The organism is Klebsiella sp. RIT-PI-d (genome assembly GCF_001187865.1).
GTDB lineage: Bacteria > Pseudomonadota > Gammaproteobacteria > Enterobacterales > Enterobacteriaceae > Superficieibacter.
The window spans coordinates 425188-451192 of the sequence record NZ_LGIT01000003.1; the positions used below are offsets into that span (position 1 = coordinate 425188).

Here is a 26005-nt window from a genome sequence, read left to right on the forward strand (position 1 = left end):
TTATGCATCGCCACCGAAACGGCGACGGCTGGAGGAGTCATCACGGCGCGGTGCCGCAGATGAATCATCGCGACGCGGCCCACGGCTGCCTTCACGACGTTCGCCGCTGAAACGACGACCACCCTCACTACGACCACCTTCACGACGTTCGCCACCGAAGCCACGGCCACCGCCACGACGCTCACCACCGGTATGCGGCTGTGCGTCGCCGACCAGTTGCATGTTCATCGGCTTGTTCAAAATGCGGGTACGCGTAAAGTGCTGCAGGACTTCACCCGGCATACCTTTCGGCAGTTCGATGGTGGAGTGAGAAGCGAACAGCTTGATGTTACCAATGTAACGGCTGCTGATATCGCCTTCGTTAGCGATCGCGCCAACGATATGACGAACTTCAACGCCGTCATCACGGCCCACTTCAATGCGATACAGCTGCATGTCGCCAACATCGCGACGCTCGCGACGTGGACGCTCTTCACCCGCAGCACCTGCTGCACGCTCAGGACGTGGACCACGATCGTTACGATCGCCACGGTCGTTACGACGTTCGAAACGTTCGTCACGCTCGCGGAATTCACGCTTAGGACGCATCGGCGCATCTGGCGGCACGATCAGAGCACGTTCGCCCTGGGCCATTTTCAGCAGTGCAGCTGCCAGCGTTTCGATATCCAGCTCTTCGCCTTCAGCCGTCGGCTGAATTTGAGTCAGCAGCGCACGATATTTGTCCAGATCGCTACTTTCCAGCTGCTGCTGTACTTTAGCCGCGAATTTTTCCAGACGGCGTTTGCCCAGCAGTTCTGCATTCGGCAGGTCTGCTTCTGGAATCGTCAGCTTCATGGTGCGTTCAATGTTACGCAGCAGGCGGCGTTCGCGGTTCTCAACGAACAGCAGTGCACGACCGGCACGACCCGCACGACCGGTACGACCGATACGGTGAACGTAAGACTCTGAATCCATCGGGATATCATAGTTTACGACCAGGCTGATACGCTCAACGTCCAGGCCACGGGCCGCAACGTCGGTCGCAATCAGGATGTCCAGACGACCATCTTTCAGGCGCTCCAGGGTCTGCTCACGCAGCGACTGGTTCATATCACCATTCAGCGCGGCGCTGTTGTAACCGCTACGCTCCAGCGCTTCTGCCACTTCCAGGGTCGCATTTTTGGTACGAACGAAGATAATCGCCGCATCAAAATCTTCTGCTTCCAGGAAACGCACCAGCGCTTCGTTTTTACGCATTCCGTGTACAGCCCAGAACGTCTGGCTGATGTCAGGACGCGTGGTAATGCTGGACTGGATGCGCACTTCCTGCGGCTCGTTCATAAAGCGGCGGGTAATGCGACGGATCGCTTCCGGCATCGTGGCGGAGAACAGCGCGGTCTGATGTTCAGCCGGGATCTGCGCCATGATGGTTTCAACGTCTTCGATGAAGCCCATACGCAGCATTTCATCGGCTTCGTCCAGTACCAGACCGCTCAGGTTGGACAGGTTCAGCGTACCGCGCTTCAGGTGATCCAGCAGACGACCCGGCGTACCGACGACGATCTGAGGTCCCTGACGCAGGGCGCGCAGCTGCACGTCATAACGCTGGCCGCCGTAAAGGGCTACCACGTTCACGCCGTGCATGTGTTTAGAGAAATCCGTCATGGCTTCAGCAACCTGAACCGCCAGTTCGCGGGTCGGTGCCAGTACCAGGATCTGAGGTGCTTTCAGATCGCCATCGAGATTGTTAAGCAGCGGTAAAGAGAACGCTGCGGTTTTACCGCTACCGGTCTGGGCCATACCCAGAACGTCACGGCCGCCCAGCAGATGTGGAATACACTCTGCCTGGATCGGAGATGGTTTTTCGTAACCCAGATCGTTAAGGGCCTGAAGGATAGGAGCTTTCAGCCCCAGATCTGCAAAAGTGGTTTCGAATTCAGCCATGTAGTACGTGTGCCTCAAAATTATTGGCGGCCAGTCTACATAACTCATCGTGAAAATTTTCAGTAATTTTCATTGAAAAGTGTGAACCGGCTCAAAGTAGGTGTATTAACGAACAACAACGCCCTCACCCGTTAAGGTGATTGCAATAAAAATTCGGGCTTATGTCTGTTCGTCAGCTATTGCTGGTCCGATTCTGCCAGGTCATCTTGCTCCTGGCCCAGGAGCGATAATTCCAACAATGCGTATCGGTGCTCAACAAAGTTATGAACGTTGTTAGCGACCGCCAGTTTGAACAGTGCCGTAGCGCTGTCCTTGTCCCCAAGACTTAGGTAATACTTACCTAAATAGAAGTTGGTTTCACTGAGATGCTCAGCGAGCGAGGTGTTATCCGTTGCGTCCGCCTTGAGTCGTCCCATTAACGCGGATTCGTTAATGTCGCTCAGGTAGAACTCGACAATGTTCCATCCCCACTGTTCCTTATCCGATTTCTCGAAGCGCTGTTTTAACGCTTCTTTCGCCTGCTTTTCATCGAGCTTCTGCTCAACAAAATAAAGCCACAGACTGCGGAAGGGATCATTGGGATCGTCTTGATAAAACGCCAGCAGATCATCTTGCGCTAACTTGTCGCGACCGCCGTAATACAGGGCGATACCGCGATTCAAGTACGCGTAATTGTAAGTTGGATCAAGCTCAAGTACAGAATCAAACGCTTCATAGGCGGCATCAAAACTGCCTGCCTGCGTTAAATATATGCCTAAGTAATTGAATACCTCCGGCATATCTGGTCTTATGGCCAGCGCTTGTGAAAAATCATTACGCGCTAGTGCCCTCAGACCGAGACTATCATACAACACTCCGCGCTCATATAAAAGCTGTGCGCGTTCGTCATCGGTTAAAGCCCGACTGGCAAGAATTTGTTCCATGCGCGCCAGAATGACTTCTTGCTGCAAAGTCGGTTGCAATGGTACTGCGAGGACCTCGCTTTTACGCCAGTTAGTACTATTGCACCCTGCAAGCGTAAGAGCTGTTGCCACGAAACACCAGCGCAAAAAAGGCTTCATTTCCCACTCCCGAAGACAACAAAAGGATGAACTTCCCGTTCCCCAGTTGCAAACAAGGCGTCCAGCCAGCTAATTAGCCCTCTGCCGTAGCAGAGGGCAATGGCAACCTTACTCGCCCTGTTCAGCAGCCGGAGCTTCCGGTGCGTTCGCAGGCTGAGACTGCTCAGTTGCTTCTTTAATGCTCAGACGGATACGGCCCTGGCGATCAACTTCCAGAACTTTAACCGGAACTTCCTGGTTCATCTGCAGATAGTCGGTCACTTTCTCAACGCGCTTGTCAGCGATCTGTGAAATGTGAACCAGACCTTCTTTACCGCCGCCAATGGCGACAAACGCACCAAAGTCAACGATACGGGTCACTTTACCGTTGTAGATACGACCTACTTCGATTTCTGCAGTGATCTCTTCGATACGACGGATCGCGAATTTCGCTTTCTCACCGTCGGTAGCCGCGATTTTAACGGTACCGTCATCTTCGATTTCAATGGTTGTGCCGGTTTCTTCGGTCAGGGCGCGGATAACAGAGCCACCTTTACCGATAACGTCTTTAATTTTGTCCGGGCTGATCTTGATGGTATGAATACGCGGAGCGAACTGGGAGATGTCGCCGCGCGGGGCAGTGATCGCCTGCTCCATCACGCCCAGAATGTGCAGACGCGCACCTTTAGCCTGGTTCAGAGCAACCTGCATGATCTCCTTGGTGATGCCTTCAATTTTGATATCCATCTGCAGTGCAGAGATACCTTCGCGGGAACCCGCGACTTTGAAGTCCATATCGCCCAGGTGATCTTCGTCGCCGAGGATGTCAGACAGAACAACAAAGTTGTCGCCTTCTTTCACCAGGCCCATCGCGATACCTGCTACGGCGGCTTTAATCGGCACGCCTGCGTCCATCAGTGCCAGAGAAGCACCACATACGGAAGCCATAGAAGAAGAACCGTTGGATTCGGTAATTTCAGACACCACACGTACGGTGTACGGGAATTTATCCAGTTCCGGCATCACTGCCAGCACGCCGCGTTTTGCCAGACGACCATGACCAATCTCACGACGCTTCGGTGAACCGACCATGCCGGTTTCGCCTACGCAGTACGGAGGGAAGTTGTAGTGAAACAGGAAGTTATCAGTGCGCTCGCCCATCAGTTCGTCGAGGTTCTGCGCATCACGCGTGGTGCCCAGAGTCGCGGTAACCAGCGCCTGAGTTTCACCGCGGGTGAACAGTGCGGAACCGTGAGTACGTGGCAGTACGCCAGTACGAACGTCCAGACCACGGATCATGTCTTTTTCACGGCCATCAATACGCGGTTCGCCTGCCAGCACGCGGCTACGAACAACATTTTTCTCGATAGCGTGCAGGATTTCACCCAGTTCGTTAGCGTCCAGGGTTTCGTCTTCTGCAACCAGCGCGTCGATAGCTTCAGATTTGATCACGCCAACCTGAGCATAACGCTCTTGTTTGTCGGTGATGCGGTAAGCATCGCTCAGACGGGATTCAGCCACCGCAGCAACGCGTGCATTCAGCGCTTCATTGACGGCTTCTGGCTGCCAGTCCCAGCGTGGTTTGCCGGCTTCTTTTACCAGCTCGTTGATTTCTTTGATAACGATCTGTTGCTGGTCGTGACCAAATACCACCGCGCCCAGCATCTGGTCTTCGCTCAGCAGTTCAGCTTCGGATTCAACCATCAGCACAGCAGCTTCGGTACCGGCAACAACCAGGTCCAGCTTGCTTTCTTTCAGCTCGTCCTGAGTCGGGTTCAGTACGTACTGGTCATTGATGTAACCAACACGGGCAGAACCGATCGGGCCATTGAACGGCAGGCCGGACAGGGACAGCGCTGCGGAAGCACCGATCATAGCTACGATGTCCGGGTTAACCTGCGGGTTAACGGAAACCACGGTCGCAATAACCTGAACTTCATTAATGAAACCTTCCGGGAACAGCGGACGCACCGGGCGGTCAATCAGACGCGCGATCAGGGTTTCGCCTTCGCTCGGACGGCCTTCACGACGGAAGAAGCTACCCGGGATACGACCAGCAGCGTAGGTACGCTCCTGATAGTTAACGGTCAGCGGGAAGAAATCCTGGCCTGGCTTGGTTTTTTTCTGACCCACTACGGTCACGAATACTGCGGTGTCATCCATGCTAACCATAACAGCAGCAGTGGCCTGACGAGCCATCATCCCGGTTTCCAGCGTAACGGTATGCTGACCGTACTGGAATTTACGAACGATCGGATTAAGCAAAGTAATATCCTTTCTGATTAAATGACAGCGTGCCCCGGGCACGCTGTCGTTAACAACCGATCTTCTGCGCATCCTCGCGACTAATGACAACCCTGACCCATGATTTGGGTAAAGCCTCTCATTAGCCGCGCGAACCTCTGCGACGGAAAATCATTCATAGCAACAATACATTAGTTTCCAGCGAATTGCTGCGTTCCGATTGAAAAAAGGGGCCCTGAAGGCCCCTTTTCTGAAACTCGCAAGACTTAGCGACGCAGGCCCAGACGCTCGATCAGCGCGGTGTAGCGTGCAACATCTTTACGTTTCAGGTAGTCGAGCAGTTTACGACGCTGAGAAACCATGCGCAGCAGACCACGACGGCTGTGGTGATCTTTTTTGTGCTCTGCAAAGTGACCCTGCAGGTGGTTAATCTGTGCGGTCAGCAGTGCAACCTGAACTTCGGTAGAACCACTGTCGTTAGTACCACGACCAAACTCAGAAACGATTTTAGCTTTAGCTTCAGCGCTTAGAGACATTTTAGAACTCCAAATTTAAAAGAATGTAAGGGTGCCAATCTCTAATTCAGCAACCCCAGGTCATGCCTGCTATCTTGTTAAACAATTTACCAGGCATTAAGCGGCGATATTCTACTCGCTACGCCATGTTATCGCAAGACGGCGCAGTATTATGCTGGATACTCAACAACCAGACGACGTGGCGCAATGCGGCCCTCATCATCTATCTCACCCATACCGATAAAGACGGCATCATCGCCTTCTGTGACCCGTACCAGGCCATTTAACGGTACACCAGAGGCCCGTACCGGCTGCCCCTGCTTAAAGTAGGCTGCCACGACCAGCGGAATATTGACCTGCGGGAAATCAGACGCCGGGCTGTCCATTGGCATGAGCAGAGGATCAAGCAGCTCTGCCGCCGGGATCTGTTGCTGCTCCGCCTGTTCAACCAGCTCACGCAGCTGCTCAAGCGTTACCATTCGGTCGACCGGATATTTACTGACTGCCAGACGGCGCAGAAAAATAACGTGCGCCCCGCAGCCCAGCTTTTCACCCAGATCGTCAATGATAGTGCGAATATACGTGCCTTTCGAGCAGTGAACTTCCAGTTCAAGCTCATCACCTTCATGGCGAATAAAGCGTAGCTCATAAACAGTGATCGGGCGTGCTTCACGAGGAACAGTTATCCCCTCGCGCGCATATTCATATAGCTTGCGGCCCTGGTATTTCAGCGCTGAATACATGGACGGTATTTGCTGGATATCGCCACGAAAGCCGTCCAGGGCGGTTTCCAGTTCCTGGGCGCTAAACGTCACCGGGCGCTCTTCGACAATCTGACCATCAGCGTCTGAGGTGTCGGTTCGCTGTCCCAGTTTTGCAATGACACGATAGCGCTTATCGGAATCCAGCAGATACTGTGAAAACTTCGTTGCTTCACCCAGGCATATCGGCAGCATACCGGTCGCCAGCGGATCCAGCGCACCGGTATGACCGGCACGATTAGCATTGTAGATCCGTTTTACCTTTTGCAGCACGTCATTGCTGGACATTCCCTGAGGCTTGTCCAGCAGCAAAACACCGTGAATATCGCGACCACGACGACGAGGACGACTCATTAGTCCTCCTTGCTGTCGTCCGGGTTCACACGACGTTCATCGTCGTGTTTTACCACGCTGGTCACCAGGTTAGACATGCGCATCCCTTCAACCAGCGAGTTATCGTAGAAAAAGGTCAGTTCCGGCACGATACGCAGGCGCATTGCTTTACCTAACAATGAACGGATAAAACCTGAAGCTTCCTGCAGCGCTTTAATACCTGCTTTAACCGCATCTTCGTCTTTATCGTTCAGGAAGGTAACAAATACTTTGGCATAGGCCAGGTCGCGGGACATTTCGACGCCGGATACGGTGGTCATCATACCCAGACGCGGATCTTTAATTTCACGCTGCAGGATGATTGCGATCTCTTTCTGCATCTCCTGAGCCACGCGCTGTGGGCGACCAAATTCTTTCGCCATAATAAATTCTCCAGACAAAAAAGGGGCATCAGCCCCTTTTGAAATAATTGCCGGGTGGCGCTTCGCTTACCCGGTGTACGTATAAACGACGAAGATTATGCGATGGTACGTTGAATCTCGATAATCTCGAACACTTCGATCATATCGCCAACGCGAACGTCGTTGTAGTTCTTAACGCCGATACCACATTCCATACCGTTACGGACTTCGTTAACGTCATCTTTGAAGCGGCGCAGGGATTCCAGCTCGCCTTCATAGATAACCACGTTGTCGCGCAGAACGCGGATTGGGTTATGACGTTTAATCGTACCTTCAGTCACCATGCAGCCTGCGATAGCGCCGAATTTCGGTGATTTGAACACGTCACGAACTTCAGCCAGACCAATGATCTGCTGTTTCAGCTCCGGAGACAGCATACCGCTCATTGCTGCTTTCACTTCGTCAATCAGGTGATAGATGACGGAGTAGTAACGCAGATCCAGGCTTTCAGCTTCGATAACTTTACGTGCAGACGCATCGGCACGAACGTTAAAGCCAACCAGGATAGCATTTGACGCAGCAGCCAGCGTTGCGTCGGTTTCGGTGATCCCACCGACGCCGGAACCGATGATCCGTACTTTCACTTCTTCAGTAGACAGTTTCAGTAAGGAATCGGCGATCGCTTCTACAGAACCCTGAACGTCCGCTTTCAGTACGACGTTCACTTCGTGAACTTCGCCTTCGGTCATGTTAGCGAACATGTTCTCAAGTTTAGATTTCTGCTGACGTGCCAGCTTAACTTCACGGAATTTGCCCTGACGATACAGTGCCACTTCGCGTGCTTTTTTCTCGTCACGTACTACGGTAACTTCATCACCCGCCGCCGGAACACCGGACAGACCGAGGATTTCTACCGGGATAGACGGACCCGCTTCCAGCACTTCCTGACCCAGTTCGTTACGCATTGCACGAACACGGCCATATTCAAAGCCACACAGTACGATATCGCCCTTATTCAGGGTACCTTCACGTACCAGTACCGTCGCTACCGGGCCACGGCCTTTGTCGAGGAAGGATTCGATAACGGCACCGCTTGCCATACCCTTACGGATGGCTTTCAGCTCCAGAACTTCAGCCTGCAACAGGATAGCGTTCAGCAGGTCATCAATACCGGTACCTGCTTTTGCCGAAACCGGGATGAACTGCGACTCACCGCCCCACTCTTCCGGCATAACGCCGTACTGAGACAGTTCGTTCTTAACGCGATCCATATCCGCTTCTGGCTTATCGATTTTGTTAACGGCAACAACCATCGGCACCTGCGCTGCTTTCGCATGCTGGATAGCTTCGATAGTCTGCGGCATCACGCCATCGTCTGCTGCAACAACCAGAACAACGATATCCGTTGCCTGCGCACCGCGAGCACGCATAGAGGTAAACGCGGCGTGTCCCGGGGTATCCAGGAAGGTGATCATCCCGTTGTCAGTTTCAACGTGGTATGCACCGATATGCTGAGTAATGCCACCCGCTTCGCCAGAGGCGACTTTCGTTGAACGAATGTAGTCCAGCAGAGAGGTTTTACCGTGGTCAACGTGACCCATGATGGTCACAACCGGTGCGCGCGGTTCAGCCGCAGCACCGGTGTCACGATCGCTCATCAGCGCTTCTTCCAGTTCGTTTTCACGACGCAGGATAACCTTGTGGCCCATTTCTTCAGCAACCAGCTGTGCGGTTTCCTGATCGATGACCTGGTTGATGGTCGCCATTGCGCCCAGTTTCATCATCGCTTTGATGACCTGAGAGCCTTTGACCGCCATTTTGTTGGCTAAATCGCCAACGGTGATGGTTTCGCCAATCACAACGTCACGGTTAACAACCTGAGCTGGTTTCTGGAAGCCCTGCTGCAGAGAAGAACCTTTACGCTTGCCGCCTTTACCGCCACGAACCGCAGCACGCGCTTCTTCACGATCGGCTTTAGATTCAGCGTGTTTATTCCCTTTTTTCACCGGACGTGCTGCTTTCGCAGGGCGGCTACGGGTGCTACGGCCACCTTCAACTTCACGGTCGTTTTCGTCTTCAGCCTGACGAGCATGCTGAGAGGTCGTCACATGATAATCGCTGGTATCCTCAGTCGGTTCAGCGTTAGTCACACCATTCTTCTCGTTTTCTTCGGCCATACGGCGCGCTTCTTCCGCTACGCGGCGAGCTTCTTCTTCAAGCTTACGGCGTGACTCTTCTTCCGCTTTACGCTTCAGTTCAGCAGCTTCATTTTCACGGCGGGCTTTCTCGGACTGGGCGGTTTTTGTCATATCGTCTTGTTGGTTGCTCACTTTGTCTTTTTCCGCAGCTTCACGTTTCGCTTTGTCAGCGGCTTCACGTTTCGCTTGTTCTGCGGCCTCACGTTCGGCTTTTTGTTGCGCCTCGCGTTTAGCAGTTTCTTCTGCTTCACGACGGGCTTGCTCTTCCGCTTCACGCTGCGCCTGCTCTTCCGCAGCAAGGCGTTCAGCCTCTTGCGGATCGCGTTTCACAAAGGTGCGTGTCTTGCGGACTTCGATTTGTACCGATTTACTTTTTCCACCGGTACCGGGAATATTAAGTGTACTGCGCGTTTTGCGCTGCAGCGTCAACTTATCTGGCGCTGAGCCGCTTTCACGGTTCTGATGTGCCAGTAACGTCTGTTTTTCTTGCGCGGTCACAGAGTCATCAGCGGATTTGCGGATACCTGCATCAGCGAGTTGCTGTACCAGGCGATCAACGGAAATCTGCTTCTCTGCGGCCAGCGCTTTTACGGTTACATCTGTCATGCTGTTCCTTCCTGCTACAGTTTATTACGCTTCGTCGCCGAACCAGCAAATATTACGGGCAGCCATAATCAGCTCACCGGCTTTTTCGTCGGTCAACCCTTCGATATCAGCCAGATCATCAATGCCCTGCTCAGCGAGATCTTCCAGCGTACAAACACCACGGGCCGCAAGTTTGAACGCCATATCACGATCCAATCCTTCCAGATTTAGCAGATCGTCAGCCGGTTTGTTATCACCCAGACTTTCTGCCTGAGCCTGCGCCAGTGTGGCCAGTGCGGTTTTAGCGCGCTCGCGCAGTGTTTCAACGGTCTGTTCGTCGAGGCCGTCGATTTCCAGCAGTTCTTTCATTGGCACGTAGGCCAGTTCTTCCAGAGTCGCAAATCCTTCTTCAACCAGCAAGGTTGCGAAATCTTCATCAATATCAAGATACTGGGTGAAGGTGTCGATGGCCGCATGCGCTTCAGCCTGATGCTTAGCCTGCAGGTCATCAACGGTCATTACGTTAAGTTCCCAGCCGCTCAGCTGTGAAGCCAGACGTACGTTCTGGCCGTTACGGCCAATCGCCTGTGCCAGGTTACCCGCTTCAACTGCGATATCCATCGTATGTTTGTCTTCATCAACAACGATAGACGCGACGTCGGCCGGAGCCATGGCATTAATAACGAACTGCGCCGGATTATCATCCCACAATACGATATCAATACGCTCGCCGCCCAGCTCAGTTGAAACCGCCTGAACGCGTGCGCCACGCATCCCGACACACGCACCGACCGGGTCGATACGCTTATCATTGGTCTTAACAGCAATCTTGGCACGTGAACCTGGATCGCGAGCTGCGGCTTTAATTTCGATTACTTCTTCGCCAATTTCTGGCACTTCAATACGGAAGAGTTCGATTAGCATTTCTGGTTTAGAACGCGTTACGAACAGCTGCGCACCACGCGCTTCAGGACGCACCGAGTACAGTACGCCACGAATACGGTCGCCAGGACGGAAGTTTTCACGCGGCAGCATATCTTCACGCTGGATCACGGCTTCAGCATTGTTGCCAAGATCCAAAGAGATATTATCGCGGTTTACTTTCTTCACTACGCCAGTGATGATTTCGCCTTCATGTTCACGGAACTGATCAACAACCATCGCGCGTTCAGCTTCACGTACTTTTTGTACGATAACCTGTTTCGCCGTCTGCGTCGTGATACGGTCGAAGGTTACAGATTCAATCTGATCTTCAACATATTCACCCACGTTCAGACTTTCATCTTCGAAACGGGCCGCTTCCAGCGTGATCTCTTTCGTCGGCTGGGTAACTTCTTCAACGATAACCCAACGACGGAAGGTGTCGAAATCACCGCTTTTACGATCGATTTCTACGCGAACATCAATCTCTTGTTCATATTTTTTCTTTGTTGCCGTTGCCAGTGCACTTTCCAGCGCTTCGAAAATTTTCTCGCGTGGCAGTGATTTCTCGTTGGAAACGGCTTCAACAACAGCCAAAATTTCTTTATTCATCGGGGCCTTTCACCTCAATCCAGACTGTTAAAAGTGGGGAACCAGGTTCGCCTTCTGGATGTTACTCAGCGCGAACACTTCATCTTTGCCTTCAACTGTAACCGTGATCATCTCACCGTCTACTGCTTTAATAACACCCTGCCATTTACGACGGTTCTGCACCGCCATTCGCAGGACCAGCGCCACCTCTTCACCAAGGAAACGCGTATAGTGCTCAGCGGTAAACATAGGACGATCGAGGCCAGGTGAGGAGACTTCCAGGTTGTAAGCCACGGTAATGGGATCTTCAACATCCATTACCGCGCTGACCTGATGGCTCACATCAGCACAATCATCAACATTAATGCCATCTTCACTATCAATATAGATGCGCAGTGTCGATGTACGACCGCGAATAAATTCGATGCCGACCAGTTCATAGCCCAATGCTTCAACCGGTGCTGTAATCATCTCTGTTAATTTTTGCTCTAATGTGGACAAGGCCACCCCCAAGACATAAAAAAAGGGCATAAAGCCCAGTTATTCTGTAGTCAGATAACAAAAAACCCCGATAAATCGGGGCTTTAGATAACTGAACCCTATAGCCGCAACTGCGGCCTGGAGAACTTTCAAAAAGAATTTTTTTCAAATTCAGCTACGAAGGCCAATGTCTCCAAAGACTATTTGAAAAAGAACTCTAAGGGAAAGTGGTTGCGGGGGCCGGATTTGAACCGACGACCTTCGGGTTATGAGCCCGACGAGCTACCAGGCTGCTCCACCCCGCGCCTGAAACGTGGCAAATTCTACGCGTTTTGAGTAGAAAATGCAAATAATGCTGGGATTTGGTACCGAAGACGGGACGTAAAACCGGCGTGTAGTATAGGGAAGAATTGCAGCCGATGTCAAGGTTGGACCGCTGCCCGGATTGGGGGCTTTTTAATCGGCATAAAAAAGCGAACTCTGTGCATAGCGCGAGGTCATTTATACAGGATTTTTGATGAAATCATCATGAATCACTTTCGGTATAGCGTAAAAGGTGTTTAAATGAAAACTCACTTATTTTGCATAATCATGCACTACAACCAGTGATATTTTCACCATAGTCTACCAGGCAGGGTTTATTTTATGACGACGATTCTCAAGCATCTTCCGGCAGGTCAACGTATTGGTATCGCTTTTTCTGGCGGTCTGGACACCAGCGCAGCGCTGCTGTGGATGCGACAAAAAGGGGCGGTCCCCTATGCTTATACGGCGAACCTGGGGCAACCGGACGAAGAGGATTATGATGCTATTCCTCGCCGTGCAAAAGAGTACGGTGCAGAACATGCTCGCCTGATCGACTGCCGTAAACAGCTGGTTGCCGAAGGTATCGCCGCCATTCAGTGCGGTGCGTTTCACAATACCACCGGTGGGCTGACCTATTTTAATACCACTCCGCTTGGACGTGCGGTGACCGGCACAATGCTGGTTGCAGCCATGAAAGAAGATGGCGTAAACATCTGGGGCGATGGCAGCACGTATAAAGGCAACGATATTGAACGTTTCTATCGTTATGGCCTGCTCACTAACGCCGAGCTGAAAATTTATAAACCGTGGCTGGATACCGATTTCATTGATGAGCTGGGCGGTCGTCAGGAGATGTCTGAATTTATGATCGCCTGCGGTTTTGACTATAAGATGTCTGTCGAAAAGGCCTATTCCACTGATTCCAACATGCTGGGCGCAACGCACGAAGCGAAAGATCTCGAGTTCCTCAACTCCAGCGTGAAGATTGTTAACCCGATCATGGGCGTCAAATTCTGGGACGAGAACGTTAAGATTGCCGCAGAAGAAGTCACGGTACGCTTTGAACACGGTCATCCGGTCGCATTAAATGGCAAAACCTTTACCGATGATGTTGAGCTGATGATGGAAGCTAACCGCATTGGCGGTCGTCACGGACTGGGAATGAGCGATCAGATAGAAAACCGTATCATCGAAGCAAAAAGTCGTGGCATTTATGAAGCTCCGGGGATGGCGCTGCTGCACATTGCTTACGAGCGTCTGCTAACCGGTATTCATAATGAAGATACCATTGAGCAATATCATGCACACGGACGCCAGCTGGGTCGTCTGCTGTATCAGGGTCGCTGGTTTGACTCTCAGGCGCTGATGCTGCGCGATGCGTTGCAACGCTGGGTCGCCAGCCAGATCACCGGCGAGGTCACGCTTGAACTGCGTCGCGGTAATGACTATTCCATCCTGAATACCGTTTCGGACAATCTGACCTATAAAGCAGAACGTCTTACCATGGAAAAAGGTGATTCCGTCTTCTCGCCGGACGATCGCATAGGTCAGTTGACGATGCGCAATCTGGATATTACGGATACCCGTGAGAAGCTGTTCGGTTATGCGCAGTCAGGGCTGCTGTCGGCATCCTCTACCAGCGGCGTACCGCAGGTTGAAAATCTGGAAAATAAAGCAAAGTAACGTATCAACAATAATTGAAAAAGCCGCTTCTGCGGCTTTTTTTGTATCCTGCCAGTAATATCTATCCGCTAAAAAAGAATACAGGGCGGGATAAACGACAGACGAAAAAAAAAGACATCTTGCGATGTCTTTTTTCTGGAATATTGGTACCGAGGATGGGACTCGAACCCACAAGCCCGTTAGGGCACTACCACCTCAAGGTAGCGTGTCTACCAATTCCACCACCTCGGTACAGAAACGCCTTACTGCGGGATATCGCTGGTCGGCTGAGCCGGAGCAGCTGGCTGAGTTTGCTCGGTTTTGGCCGGCGCATTCAGATTTTCCCACTCACTTCCTTTATTGGCCTTGTTACTGTTGATATTGCCAAGCACCAGACTAATGATGAAGAACAATGTCGCCAGCACTGCGGTCATGCGGGTCATGAAGTTACCAGAACCACCTGAACCAAACAGCGTACCAGAAGCACCTGCTCCGAAGGAGGCTCCCATATCAGCGCCTTTACCCTGCTGTAGCATAACCAGACCTACAAGGCCGATTGCCACAATAAGGAAAACTACTAAAAGAGCTTCGTACATAATTAACCTGTTCCTTGCGGAGATGCCGCATACCAATTGCTTCGACCAATATCGCGGAAGGCGCTACACCTTCCCACTGAAGCGGGTGTGAATACTAACCAAAGCGAATGACCTTCGCAAGGGCAATTTTGATGCATTATACTGAATGCGGAAAAAAACAGCAAAACGAACTTAATATAGCCAGAAAACAAGGCAATAACCCGACCTCACTCACGCGAATCATTAGCAGGCGATGTCTCTATCCTTACCAACTTATATTTGCCAAATTTTTTAGCAATCCGCCAGCTGCCTTGTTCCGTTTCGACAGGCTCATTGGGTGCATACAGGGTCATTTTTCGGCCAACACGCACCCCTATTTGCAGGCTTTTACCCTCACCCACCACAACGGCAATAGTGGGCGTCATATCAATGAGCTGAGGAGCCGCTGCCGCCGGGGCCGGAATAAGAGCAGTATCTTGTACCGTTGTCTGACGTGGCTCAAATAAAATAGTCATAGGATCAAGCAGTTGATTATTGTGGCCGATCTCAAGATGAAGGTGCGGTCCATTAGTCCGTCCAGTGTTACCCGACAAACCAATAACACTGCCCTTTTGCACAACCTGATTTCGTGACACGTTTAGCTGGTTTAAATGCAGGTAACGGCTGTTCCATCCGTCTTTATGACTAATTGTCACATAAAAACCTGTTACCGGGCCATAACCTGTCTCCGTTACTACGCCATCAGCAATAGACATTACGTTACTGTTCATTGCAGCACGAAAATCCGTTCCCTCATGGCGCATAAAAGAATGAATGACAGGGTGATAGCGCAGGCCGTAGGGTGAAGTAACATACAAAGCGGTGGTCAATGGAAATATAAAGGATTCAGATTGCGTTTGCTGACTTAACAGAGGCTTCCATATGGGCGGTAGGGCACTTGTCGTCGGAATAGTTACATTCATGACGCTAAAGACGCTGCTTCCTGAATCGCCGTCATTAGTATGAAGCGCATAGTCCTCCTCGGTCAGTGACTGCCCTTCTTTAGCCGTTACTCTGCCCTCGGACGCGTCTGACGATGCTTCAGGCTGCTTAAGAAAAAGCGCAGAACAGCTGAACATAGCGTGCTGTTCATCCCCCTCTAAACGAGGTACCGCAAGCCTGAAAGCAGTCTCGTAGTCGTCGAGCGTGGTAATTTCGATACCTTTGCTTTGGAGGCGGCAGCCTACAAAATGTAGCGGATCCAGAATCCCGTAACGCCTGCGAAAACTGTTCGCCTCTGGCGCATGTATGAGTGCTTGCGTAGTGGAAAAGTAACAATTTGGCTCAATCCGATAAACGGGATTGACGGTTAAGAGTGCGCCGGACAGAAGCAGAAAAGACATTAAATCAGCACCTCCATATGCATGATAATGAATGCCGTTATCGCAATAGCGGGGCCAAAGGGTAAATAGTTGTCAGGTTTATTTTCCGTATGAATCGCTTTTCTACGCTCGTACCAACGCAGAAGAAAAAATACTGCCCCCAGCGCTGCAGAGCCGAGCATTAAAGAAGCGATATGCTCATTGCCCAACCATACCGCGCACGCGGCGAAAAGCTTGACGTCGCCTTGTCCAAAACCTTCGCGCCCTGTGATCCAGCTGTAGCCTTGTGCCATAAGCCAGGTAAATCCCCAGACAAATACGGCTCCCATCACGCTGTCGCGTGGCGATACCGGGATAAGATTTCTGACCGAGGCAATAAGCCCTGACCATAGCAGCAGAAAAACCAAACTGTCAGGTAGCAGGAAGGTTTTCCAGTCGATCATCGCCAGGGTATAAAGCAGACTGCCAAAGAGAGCCTGAAACGACAGTTGTATAAGGCTTAAGTGTGGATAATAGAAAAATACCATTAAAAAATAGCCACCCCCTATTAATGCTTCACTTAGCGGATACTGGAACGGGATGGCGCAATGACAGCACCGGCATTTGCCGCGTAATAAGATCCAGCTAATGACCGGAATATTATCCCACGGCTTAATATTATTATTACATACAGGACAATGTGATGGTGGCCACCACAGATTAACATCCGGCAGCGCGTTAAGCGCATCTTCATCGACGGTTTCACGCAACAACATAACCGGTAGCCGATAAATGACAACATTCAGGAAACTGCCAATGAGCAGTCCAAAAAATAGCGCCAGCCAGGGATACCACGGTGATAAAAAAACGTCCATGTGCAATTGACACCTTGTATTAAAATTAGAGACAGCCCTTAGGTACCATCGCTATCTGCGAATCAGTAAAAGGAACAACCTTGCCATAAGGCATAACGTTTTCATAAGGTTTACCAGAAGCGGTAGACATCCAAATCTGCATTGCGGACAATGTTGTTAATTTTATCGTCTCAGGCAGTTTAACGTGTGAAAAATCCGCTCCGCGGGCGGTGCCACCCATTTCATATAGCTTCATCTCATCCCCATTACCGGTTTCGCGATACTCAAAAAAAATCGGCTCAACATACTGACTGGTTCCTGGCATACTCCCTTTGTTGGGTGTGAAAAATTCAACGCGCAATAATTTCAACCTGCGCGTTGGGATATAATACCAGTCAATATCACCATTAGAATAAGGCCTGTCAGATGCAACTTTGATATTTTCGTCAGGAAACTCAGCTTTTAAACTATTATAGGCTGAAATGCCTTTTCCAATGCTACCCGTACCTGATTTAACACAATCGCTACTACCCTTGCACATTACAGCATTCCTGCCGTTGATAAGCCATGGAGATGTATTATTCCAGACGTGACCACCATTTATGGTGTAAAGGTCATAATAGTCATCCATGTTATGGAAATCACCACCTGTAATATAAAAAATATTAAACCCTGCCGTTTCCGCATCTACCAGCCCAGGTATAACTGCCATGTCAGAGCTAACCTGAAAGGAGACAGGAAAAAAGGTCGACCATAGTGAACATTTCGGTTGTGCAAATCCGTATATCGCAGCACCGTGTGCATCCAGCACGCCGCAAAGTGCGCTAGTAAACAAAAAAATCCATTTATGCAGCCCAATCTTTATCATGCTCTGAATCATCCTACAGTGTTTTGGATAACGTATCCATTAGTGAGAAAAGGGCAAGAAAAACCCAAATAACACTTCCGCCCAGCACTACTGTCGCCAGGTTTTTCAAAAGTCCAGCTAGCTTTTTAATATATTCCTGAATACGTTCACGTGAACGCTCAGATACGGAAAGTAACACCTCGTTAAAGGAAGGCAAATCAGCATACAAACTGATATTAAGTAATTCTTCCGTGCCCATTAATCCGGTATCAAGTGCTTTACCATAATTAATGCCATGCGCAATTTTATCTAACATATTGAACAAATGCCATGTTAACCAGCGATTAGCATTAAGTTGAATAATTGCCAGCGCATCCGTTAATGGAATATTATTACTCAACATCAACGATAAATTATTCAGAAATATTGAAGATGTTAGCTGCCGATAGGTTGAGAATGGAATAATTTTGTCAAGAATTTTATTTCTTAACTCACCTTTCAGATTGGCCATTGACAGCCGTGTCAAAAAAACAAAAAAGATAAACCCCAGTAATATCTTTAACCACAGCCCTTCATAGAGCGCTACGCCAAAGAAATACAGATTTTGCGTGACCGCAGGCCATTGTTCGATGGGTATGACAGAGGCAAACGCAGGAAATACTTTTTGAGAATATCCAGCAATGACTACCAGGGACAACGAAATCATGATAAGAGGAAAAATAAGCGCCCCGATGATTTTTTTGCGCAGCTCATCGTTGTAGTGAATGACCGAAACCAATGTTAAAAAGCCATCGGCCAGGCTTCCACTTTTCTCTGCTGCAGTAATAACGCTTAATTCTGAACCAGGTACCGCACCCGAGAATACCGATGCAATAGAGGTTTCCTGCTTCATTTTCGTCAGCAAGCCGCTAAGTTTATTACTAAAACCTTTTCCCAGCAGTGGACGACCTTCCTGCTGTAGCTTTTGCAGTGAATTAAAAAGCGGCAAGCCTGCTTTAATCATATCAGCGCAGAATTGATAGATATAAAGGCGCTGCTTTTTACCGAATTTTCTCAACTAATACCTCCAAATCCCTGGCTGCGACAGTCCCAAACTCCATAGCAAACCAATTAGCATCAACACGACCTCGCAAAACGTGCGCCATGACTTTTTCACGAATTTCAAATCCTTCGGTCAGGCCCGTAGCAGATAGTCGTTTTTCACGCCAGAGGGTGAATGTATTCAGCCATTCTTGTTTCGCTATGGTGGCCAGCTCCTCATAAGTCGGGAGAAAATACTCCATGACAAGCTGCCGTCCCTTAATACCGCTATTCTTGCACTGTGGGCATCCGTTTTCGCTGGCGGTATACAGCGTGAACTCCCGACCGCTAAGGATCTTTTTTTGCAGCTCCACTTTGCAGTTATCACATAAGACCGGGACCAGCTTTTGACACTGCAAACCTGCGATAAACCCCGGTGTGGATAGTTTATCGCTGCCGATGCCCAGAGCAGACATACGTTGCAAGAGTGATACGATATTACCTGCGTGAACCGTGGTGAAACAGTAGTGCCCACTCTCTACGGCGCCCGCAAGCGCATTGGCGGATATATTATCGCGGATCTCGCCAACCATAAGGACGTCGGGATCGCGACGAAGCGCTGACTTGATCGCAGCATGAAAGCCTCCGCCATCGACGCTGACCACTGAACTTTGTTTGGCACCATAAATTTGATATTCCACCGGATCTTCCACGGTCAGAAAGCAGCCGCGATCGTCATAGCGATTGATTTGCAGCCATTCCATTAAATTCTTTAGGGTTGTTGATTTTCCCGATCCGGTTGTTCCCGCGATAACATAAGCGCCATAAGGATTACTCAGGATCTTTTTAAGATCCTCAATTTCTTCCGCTGAAATGCCAATTTTATCGAGTGAACCGATGTTTGATTTCTGTAAGCCTGATGGAATAATACGCAATACCGCATGATAACAATCTGGTGTTTCACCAAAGATAGGAAAGTGTGCGTAGCGGAAACGATAAGGCTTACCACTCAGGCTATAAAGAATATTGGCGCTTTGAGGAATAGATCTGTTCCACGTCGTATCACGCGTTGTGGCTTCTACATTATATAATACGAACACCAGTTCATCGCAGATTTGCGATTTAATCTGCATAAATGGGACTAAAACACCGTTTACACGGGCTTCGAATTGCGCAAGTACATCATTACGGGTGATATGTAAATCGCTGGCCCCCATATTCACTGCACGTTCTAAAATAGTAACTAGCTGCTTTTGCGTGTCGGTAATATCAATATCTTTATTGGCATCATTAAGCAATTTTAATGAAACATACTCAATGACCCGATAATAGTCATCTTCCTGAACAAGCGCCAGACCGATAATATTACGCTTATGCTGAGAAACAAGACGTAATATCTGGATTTGATAGGTAAAGAGATCGCTGATTTCGATATGGGTAACCAGAAAATACTCGGACTCTTCGGACATGGCTACAAAACCAATACCTTCAAATTCATAATATGTCCATCCGCTGTTTAACAATTCATCGGACGGGATGCGCACAAACTCCAGGCTCACTGTGTTGCGCTCTCTACTAGCAGGACTGATTTTTTGTCTTTTGCAAGTTTATAATTATGCCCTCCCATAGAGAAGACCTCGCCTGCACGCACGTAACGCAGTGTATCTCCATCAGTTACCGCTGTACGTTGGGCCCCACCAATTTGGGCTTCAAGAACCACGCGCGGCATAATGATTGTTTGAACACTCTGTTGCTGTGGTTCTGCTTCAGAAGCCGCTGGTGCAACAGGCTGAGGAGCCTTACGATCTTCGCCGCGTAATTTACGCAGTTCACTGCGCATTTTCTCCAGTTCTACTTCATTAGCTAATTCACGGCGCGCTTTTTCAAACTCATAGTCATCTTCGACAATCGCTGCAAGTCGATCCTGAACTGCCTGAGTTTGATTATCAGCAGCAGAATTGTTTACTCTTGCAGAAGCTGTATCAACAGCACCCGCCTTAGTGGCTTCGTCCGGGGTGTAAGGTATGCCTGTTGTAGCCACCGCCGTACCCATTGCCAATAAAACTGTACCTGCTGAAAAAATTAGCTTTAATCCTTGCATACCAGCCCTCCTGAAACTTTCATCCCTGAATTTGTTGACTCAATCCGTTTTATAAGAAAAGCATCACGGAATGCCTGTTTGAACAGCAGTACTTGCATGTTCATTATCGCCTCATTAACACGATCGCTACCTTTATAATTCAACTCCCAGGTTCCTGCCATTAGCCCGTATGCTTTGACTTTACCGGGCAACCCGGACTCCAGATTAATGACAGAACTTTTAGGCATACTTTTTATTACAATAGTGCCATTTTCTTTATCGTTATTTTTCTTGCTCTTCGCCGTTAGACTATTGACAAAAGAGTTGTAAGTTAAAATATATGAAATTACCCGATCGCAAGATTCCAGGAGAAGTGACTTTTTACTATTATACATTCTCTGCAACGCATTATTGTTTAATTTTGATTCAATTTTCTTATATTCGAAATCAATTTTATCTTTGTTTTTCCCTTTTCCACCTGGAACCGAAGCCAGATAACTTTTGCCCCATAACGTTTTTTCAGGCAGTGTCAACAATTCGCCTTTATCGTAACGATAACCAAAATAGCATGCTTTAATATCACATTTAAAATTTAATGCTTTAATGTTCAGGATATAAAATTGAAATTCACTAAAACGTAATTCTGACAAAAATTCAATCGCCCGTTCAATACTGGCACCTTCGAGCGATTTCGTATAAAAATTCTCAACGCTGACAATATCGCTTTGCATCTTCTGAGCTGCCTGTAGTTGTCTTGCGATAGACTCTTCATGTGCAACTTGAGCCGGAAGCATAACAAAATAATACCAGCCGCCAACACCAGCTATTAACAATACCAACAAAGCAATAACTATTTTTGATAAGATGGATCGCCTTGTGGTACCACCACTTTTATTTTTCCAAAAGTAAAGGTTATTTAACATAGCTTATCCTGCCACAAAAAAGTTAAGCACTAATGCCAGCAGCAGCAAAAGAGCAATACCACCAAAAAGGATTGCACCAATTATAATATGACGCCGACGCTTTAACGCCTGCTGGCGTGTAACACAACTTTCCACTACTGCATTGATTTGCATCTCGTCAAGAGGTGTGACTTCAAGATGCGAAAACTCGCCCGGGTGCTTCATTAGCTCATCAAAAAGCATCTTGCTAACAAAACAATCTGTTCCACTTATAATTCGACCATTGTCAATAATAAGAAAATAAGTGGTCATATCGCTTTCATGAAAAAAATATATCCCATCACCAAATAGTTCTTTGATATATAAAGCAAAAGGTTCATACAACGTTGAAACTTTGGTACTGTAGCCCAGCGCAGGTTCGCCACTGACGTCTGTATAGACTAAACGTCGGTTAGCTTTCATCATTCCGCGAAATGAAGCCTGCTCTGCAGGCTGCAAATAACTTAAGTCATAAGGCTCCCAAAAAAGCCCGGTTAGTATGTTATTTTCTAACAGAATTTTATTCATAGCAACTCTGACTATTCATCACGGGAAGTCATTGGTTGACGGTAATAATCTACACCGACTACCATAAGCACTGTAGAAACACCTTCGTTATTACCTTTATCAACACCTAATACTTCATATTGCAAGCCATCTTTTGTATCCTTCACTTCATACTTTCCAACTACCAGCAAATCGCCTGGTTTAATAATTGAAGAGTTGAAAGATTCAGTCGTGCTAACATTCGGCAATTGCACATCATCATATTCATCAATTGAATTTAAGAAGCGTTTCGTAAATCCGCTAACAACCTCAATACGCCCGTCAGAAAGAATGCGTGGTGTAATAATAAAACTGGTTCCGGTGACGATTTCTGATGTTTCAACATCTACATTGACCTCACCATTATCATCGGTGGTACGGGTTCTGCTTGAAACATAATACTGAGACTGTGTCATATTGACGGGAACTGGCATATTATTACGCGTAATGAAAGAGCCACTTTGCAATGACTCGCTTCCCGTCAGTTTATAAAGTACATCAAGGCCAGTATTTACATCAATACGGCTATTCTTCCATCCGGCAGAAATTCCACCAGCTAAGTTGTTGAACAGGCTACTATTTATATCAATAGTATTATGTGCATCTATAAACTTAGTATCAAGCCCCGCGGTTAACTGATTTTCCTTTGTTTTATCAAGAATATAAATGCGGTATGTCAGTATAAACTGGCGGCTATTATCTGCTTTATATTTATCCAGCGCCCGGCTCAGTGCTTCATGCTCTGAGGGACGAGAGTTAATCATCAAAATTGAAGAATCTTTAAATAGGGTATAGTTTCCGGACGTCACATAGTTCTGTGCCATATCTTCAACATCATCCCAAAACGAGGATTCAAATTTCGTTTCAGATTTTCCGGTTAAACCACCGCTGGACGTTGCCTCATTACCTGAAAGATCGAGCGTGGTTTCACTTTTGTTATTCTCTCCATAAAAATCCAGACGGATAACATATGTATCAAAAACATTAATTTTCAGGATATTATTGCTATCGAGTGTAGCACTGACATCATATAACGAGCTGATATAATTGATGAAACCCTCAAAGCTTCCATCAAACTGTACCGTATGGGGACTATTCCATGAATCATCATCAACCACTTTTTTATTACTTACCGCTGAAGAGTTGATGCGAAAACTTATGCCCGTTTGCGCAGATACAGCATCCATGATAGTGGACAGCGATGTTGGCTCGTAAGATGAAATCTTGACATGCTTAGCCATTATTTTCTGCTGTTCCACGTTATACTGTACTTTTTTGCCTAAAAATGCGGAATCATATTTTGTATATGGCTTACTCTTCTCTGAATCTAATGTAGACGCATCAGACGTATGCTCTTTAATATTTTTATCAGTGTCATATTTTTCGTCGAAATCACTTATGCAGCCTTGAATAAGAAGCGCCAACAACAATATACCTGTTTTCAATTTCATGAGTTCAGCCCAATTACATTTCATCGATGACTATGACACGATTTTTTTCGTATTTCTTAACAACCAGCCCATAATTTTCGGAAGCAAATATTTCCCCCAGAGACTGTAATATATCGTCGTCAGTTTTTCCTGTAATGCTGATAGTGTTATAAATAAGATAATCTTTCTTACTGTTCCAGAAAAGTTTATAACCATTTCCGGCGACCCAGGCTTTGATCTCCTGGCTTAACAACTGATTTTCGTGAAGTATTAGTTCTTTAGCATGAGGAGTGATCGATACAGCCATGCTTCCGCTAAATGGGTTTATGGCGTTGACAGTGCCTGTAGATAGTTGAGATGTAGCCTGGATATTAAGACTTACCCCACCTAACGCGACCATTAAAAATGTAGCCGCGAAATAATAACTTTTCATCATCATTAATCATTCCTTTAAAAACATCATTCCTATTTATATTCATAAGTCTCTAATACGTCTGCCGGAGTACCAGGCTGGGGGATCGTACTGCACCAACGTGAGACGGTATAACCAACGCTTGGTGGGTTGACAAGTGTTGCCCCCTTTCCTGTATTACCGTCGTATAATCCAACGGTCGCACTGATTATCCAAAGATACTTGCTGTCTTCATATACGACATGGGCACCTGTATTCATACCGTCCGATCCGGAACGATATTGCTGATTATTTTCGGCGAAGTTAATTTGAGTGGCCACTCCTGCCAGATGACTAACTACCGCAGAATTATCTAACTTATTACGCGTGTTTGATGGATCGTTAGAAAGTATGCCATTCAAATTATAAGCTGCAACTGAGGATACTGATACGCTTAAGCGCGGATATAATTTACGAATAATTTCTACTTTTTTAGTTGCGCCTGTATCATTTAGTAGAAAGTTACCTTGTCCATCTCTCAATGAAACTGATTGTTTAACCTGCGGACAACTTTGTACCGGAATACGTATGCCTCCGTAGTCCGTATTTCCTGTCAATGCAGCATCATCGTAATCAGGTACATAATCACTTCTACCAGTTACATCCATGCCGGAGTCACGAAAGGCGTGATATTCACTGGTTACAGGCGTTGTTAATTCGAATGCGTCATATGTCCTGGTTGAATAAACCTGATAGTTGCTATAATAATAATTTTGATCGAAGGCCATTTTAGCGGTGTCATCATCCATGACAAAATCGCCCTCAAAATCATCGCCATTTTTATCGGTATAGGTATAGCGTAAAGGAACGTCATTACTATCCATATCAAGATTACCGCCAGGGGTACGCTTGAATAGATAAATTCTACGGGACGTATTTTCCATAACAACATTGGCTTTCAGCGTACCCGTCATTGCATTGCCATTGCTGTTACTCTTGTCCGTCATATCCAGGGAAAGCACCATATCTTCGCCATGTTCACCCTGCCCTTCATCTTTGTTATAGCACAGCGAGACATCGCCCGAATTCCAGCAGGATGCACCGCCGCCTCCGCCACCGCTACTATCACTGCTACCATTGGTATTATCATTAAGATCAAAAGTGAAACGTACGCCAAACTCTCCACTGGAATACTGTGTGACTGCATCCATGTTACTGGCTATGGTACCCAGTTCAACGGGCGTTTTATTATCCTTTTTCTTAACGACCAGCTTCCAGTTTTCTGTTGAGGAGTTACGATGGAGTACTATGGCATGTGATGCACTAATATTTGCAGCCTCAAGGGCACTTGTAAAATGCGGAGTATAGTCGGCAAACTGATAACTGCTATTCTTGCCATTTTTTATAAATTTTATAATGACATCAATACGATTTATGTCTCTCGCACGTTCAGTGGTCGTGCCGCTTGCCAGCCCAATACGATCGATGACGGCAAGCGAATTGGTTGCCTGACTGGACATGAAACACGACAGATATTCTTTATCAAAAGCGTAGGTTGATTTTAAGGTAATATTGCATTTGCTACTTAAAAAAAGATAGCGCTGCTGCTTTTTGCTATTATTGCTTTTACCCCATAGAAAATAATTATTCGCACTACCCGTATCTGTTGCATCGATGGCATTCGTAATACGACGATCGTAGCCGGGATCGGGGGATAGACTCTCATCATAGAGTGGATTTGTTATCTCATCCTCACTCTGAGAACCTCTGATTAGCGCTATTTCACTTTCTCTTGCAAAATTAATAACGCCTTTTATTTCTGCAACAAGGGCATTTGCCACCCTCTGCTGGGCTGCGTTTTCGGCTTTTTGGCGTGCATAGTAAGTATAGCTGACTAAGATCCCGCCAATAATAGCGAGAACAATAATAATCTCCAGTAAGCTAAACCCCGAATCCTTTCTGCGACGCATTTCATATGCCTTTTCTAAAACTATTAAAGCCCCTCTTATATAGGGGGGCTA

23 protein-coding genes and 2 tRNA genes are annotated in these 26005 nt (G+C 48.0%); 1 reads left to right on the plus strand and 24 read right to left on the minus strand.

Annotation, left to right across the window (positions count from 1 at the left end):
• The 11 genes from AC791_RS02425 to AC791_RS02470 form a co-directional block, all read right to left on the minus strand.
• Complete coding sequence (locus AC791_RS02425) at positions 1–1923, minus strand: DEAD/DEAH family ATP-dependent RNA helicase (protein WP_049838891.1); 1923 nt, start codon at positions 1921–1923, stop codon at positions 1–3.
• Positions 1916–1996: a protein YrbN gene (gene yrbN, locus AC791_RS20305; protein ID WP_148677746.1), complete on the minus strand. Its 81-nt coding sequence runs from the start codon at positions 1994–1996 to the stop codon at positions 1916–1918. Before yrbN ends, AC791_RS02425 begins: the two co-directional genes overlap by 8 nt.
• Before the next feature lie 103 nt (positions 1997–2099).
• A complete protein-coding gene (gene nlpI, locus AC791_RS02430; RefSeq protein ID WP_049838892.1) occupies positions 2100–2984 on the minus strand; it encodes a lipoprotein NlpI in 885 nt (294 codons plus the stop codon).
• Between the two features lie 108 nt (positions 2985–3092).
• The gene (gene pnp / locus AC791_RS02435; protein WP_049838893.1) at positions 3093–5228 is read right to left on the minus strand and encodes a polyribonucleotide nucleotidyltransferase; all 2136 of its coding nucleotides are present in this window, start codon (positions 5226–5228) and stop codon (positions 3093–3095) included.
• Positions 5229–5473: 245 nt separating this feature from the next.
• Positions 5474–5743, minus strand: coding sequence for a 30S ribosomal protein S15 (rpsO, locus tag AC791_RS02440; protein WP_049838894.1), 270 nt, complete (start codon positions 5741–5743; stop codon positions 5474–5476).
• Between the two features lie 149 nt (positions 5744–5892).
• Positions 5893–6837, minus strand: coding sequence for a tRNA pseudouridine(55) synthase TruB (gene truB / locus AC791_RS02445; RefSeq protein ID WP_049838895.1), 945 nt, complete (start codon positions 6835–6837; stop codon positions 5893–5895).
• Positions 6837–7238 (minus strand): 30S ribosome-binding factor RbfA, encoded by a 402-nt coding sequence (gene rbfA, locus AC791_RS02450; RefSeq protein ID WP_049838896.1) that lies wholly within the window; start codon positions 7236–7238, stop codon positions 6837–6839. The genes truB and rbfA overlap by 1 nt, the downstream gene beginning before the upstream one ends.
• A gap of 95 nt (positions 7239–7333) precedes the next feature.
• On the minus strand, positions 7334–10021 hold the full coding sequence (gene infB, locus AC791_RS02455; RefSeq protein ID WP_049838897.1) for a translation initiation factor IF-2: 2688 nt from the start codon (positions 10019–10021) through the stop codon (positions 7334–7336).
• Positions 10022–10045: 24 nt separating this feature from the next.
• Complete coding sequence (gene nusA / locus AC791_RS02460) at positions 10046–11533, minus strand: transcription termination factor NusA (protein ID WP_049838898.1); 1488 nt, start codon at positions 11531–11533, stop codon at positions 10046–10048.
• A 27-nt stretch (positions 11534–11560) separates the two neighbouring features.
• Positions 11561–12013, minus strand: coding sequence for a ribosome maturation factor RimP (gene rimP / locus AC791_RS02465; RefSeq protein ID WP_049839056.1), 453 nt, complete (start codon positions 12011–12013; stop codon positions 11561–11563).
• A 207-nt stretch (positions 12014–12220) separates the two neighbouring features.
• Positions 12221–12297, minus strand: a tRNA-Met gene (locus AC791_RS02470).
• 340 nt (positions 12298–12637) lie between these two features.
• On the opposite strand from AC791_RS02470, the gene argG reads away from it, so the two are divergent.
• Positions 12638–13981, plus strand: coding sequence for an argininosuccinate synthase (argG, locus tag AC791_RS02475; RefSeq protein WP_049838899.1), 1344 nt, complete (start codon positions 12638–12640; stop codon positions 13979–13981).
• A 144-nt stretch (positions 13982–14125) separates the two neighbouring features.
• Here argG and AC791_RS02480 read toward each other — a convergent pair.
• The 13 genes from AC791_RS02480 to AC791_RS02540 all read right to left on the minus strand — a co-directional run bounded on the left by AC791_RS02480 (position 14126) and on the right by AC791_RS02540 (position 25954).
• Positions 14126–14212: transfer RNA gene (locus AC791_RS02480), tRNA-Leu, on the minus strand.
• A gap of 11 nt (positions 14213–14223) precedes the next feature.
• A complete protein-coding gene (gene secG, locus AC791_RS02485; protein WP_049838900.1) occupies positions 14224–14556 on the minus strand; it encodes a preprotein translocase subunit SecG in 333 nt (110 codons plus the stop codon).
• Positions 14557–14762: 206 nt separating this feature from the next.
• Complete coding sequence (locus AC791_RS02490) at positions 14763–15917, minus strand: M23 family metallopeptidase (protein ID WP_049838901.1); 1155 nt, start codon at positions 15915–15917, stop codon at positions 14763–14765.
• Complete coding sequence (locus AC791_RS02495) at positions 15917–16750, minus strand: prepilin peptidase (RefSeq protein WP_049838902.1); 834 nt, start codon at positions 16748–16750, stop codon at positions 15917–15919. Before AC791_RS02495 ends, AC791_RS02490 begins: the two co-directional genes overlap by 1 nt.
• A 25-nt stretch (positions 16751–16775) precedes the next feature.
• Positions 16776–17597 carry a hypothetical protein gene (locus AC791_RS02500; RefSeq protein ID WP_148677738.1) on the minus strand — a complete coding sequence of 274 codons (822 nt, stop codon included), beginning with the start codon at positions 17595–17597 and terminating at the stop codon, positions 16776–16778.
• Between the two features lie 13 nt (positions 17598–17610).
• On the minus strand, positions 17611–18633 hold the full coding sequence (locus AC791_RS02505; RefSeq protein WP_049838904.1) for a type II secretion system F family protein: 1023 nt from the start codon (positions 18631–18633) through the stop codon (positions 17611–17613).
• Positions 18617–19960 carry an ATPase, T2SS/T4P/T4SS family gene (locus tag AC791_RS02510; protein ID WP_148677747.1) on the minus strand — a complete coding sequence of 448 codons (1344 nt, stop codon included), beginning with the start codon at positions 19958–19960 and terminating at the stop codon, positions 18617–18619. The genes AC791_RS02505 and AC791_RS02510 overlap by 17 nt, the downstream gene beginning before the upstream one ends.
• Positions 19961–20151: 191 nt before the next feature.
• Positions 20152–20697 carry a hypothetical protein gene (locus tag AC791_RS02515; protein WP_049838906.1) on the minus strand — a complete coding sequence of 182 codons (546 nt, stop codon included), beginning with the start codon at positions 20695–20697 and terminating at the stop codon, positions 20152–20154.
• Positions 20685–21599, minus strand: coding sequence for a hypothetical protein (locus AC791_RS02520; protein ID WP_148677739.1), 915 nt, complete (start codon positions 21597–21599; stop codon positions 20685–20687). Before AC791_RS02520 ends, AC791_RS02515 begins: the two co-directional genes overlap by 13 nt.
• Before the next feature lie 3 nt (positions 21600–21602).
• Positions 21603–22145 carry a hypothetical protein gene (locus AC791_RS02525; RefSeq protein WP_049838908.1) on the minus strand — a complete coding sequence of 181 codons (543 nt, stop codon included), beginning with the start codon at positions 22143–22145 and terminating at the stop codon, positions 21603–21605.
• 11 nt (positions 22146–22156) lie between these two features.
• Positions 22157–23614 (minus strand): type II and III secretion system protein, encoded by a 1458-nt coding sequence (locus AC791_RS02530; protein WP_049839057.1) that lies wholly within the window; start codon positions 23612–23614, stop codon positions 22157–22159.
• Between the two features lie 13 nt (positions 23615–23627).
• Positions 23628–24032, minus strand: a complete 405-nt coding sequence (locus AC791_RS02535) for a TcpQ domain-containing protein (RefSeq protein ID WP_228136866.1) — start codon at positions 24030–24032, stop codon at positions 23628–23630.
• A gap of 26 nt (positions 24033–24058) precedes the next feature.
• Complete coding sequence (locus AC791_RS02540; protein WP_049838909.1) at positions 24059–25954, minus strand: type II secretion system protein; 1896 nt, start codon at positions 25952–25954, stop codon at positions 24059–24061.
• Positions 25955–26005 lie beyond the last annotated feature (51 nt).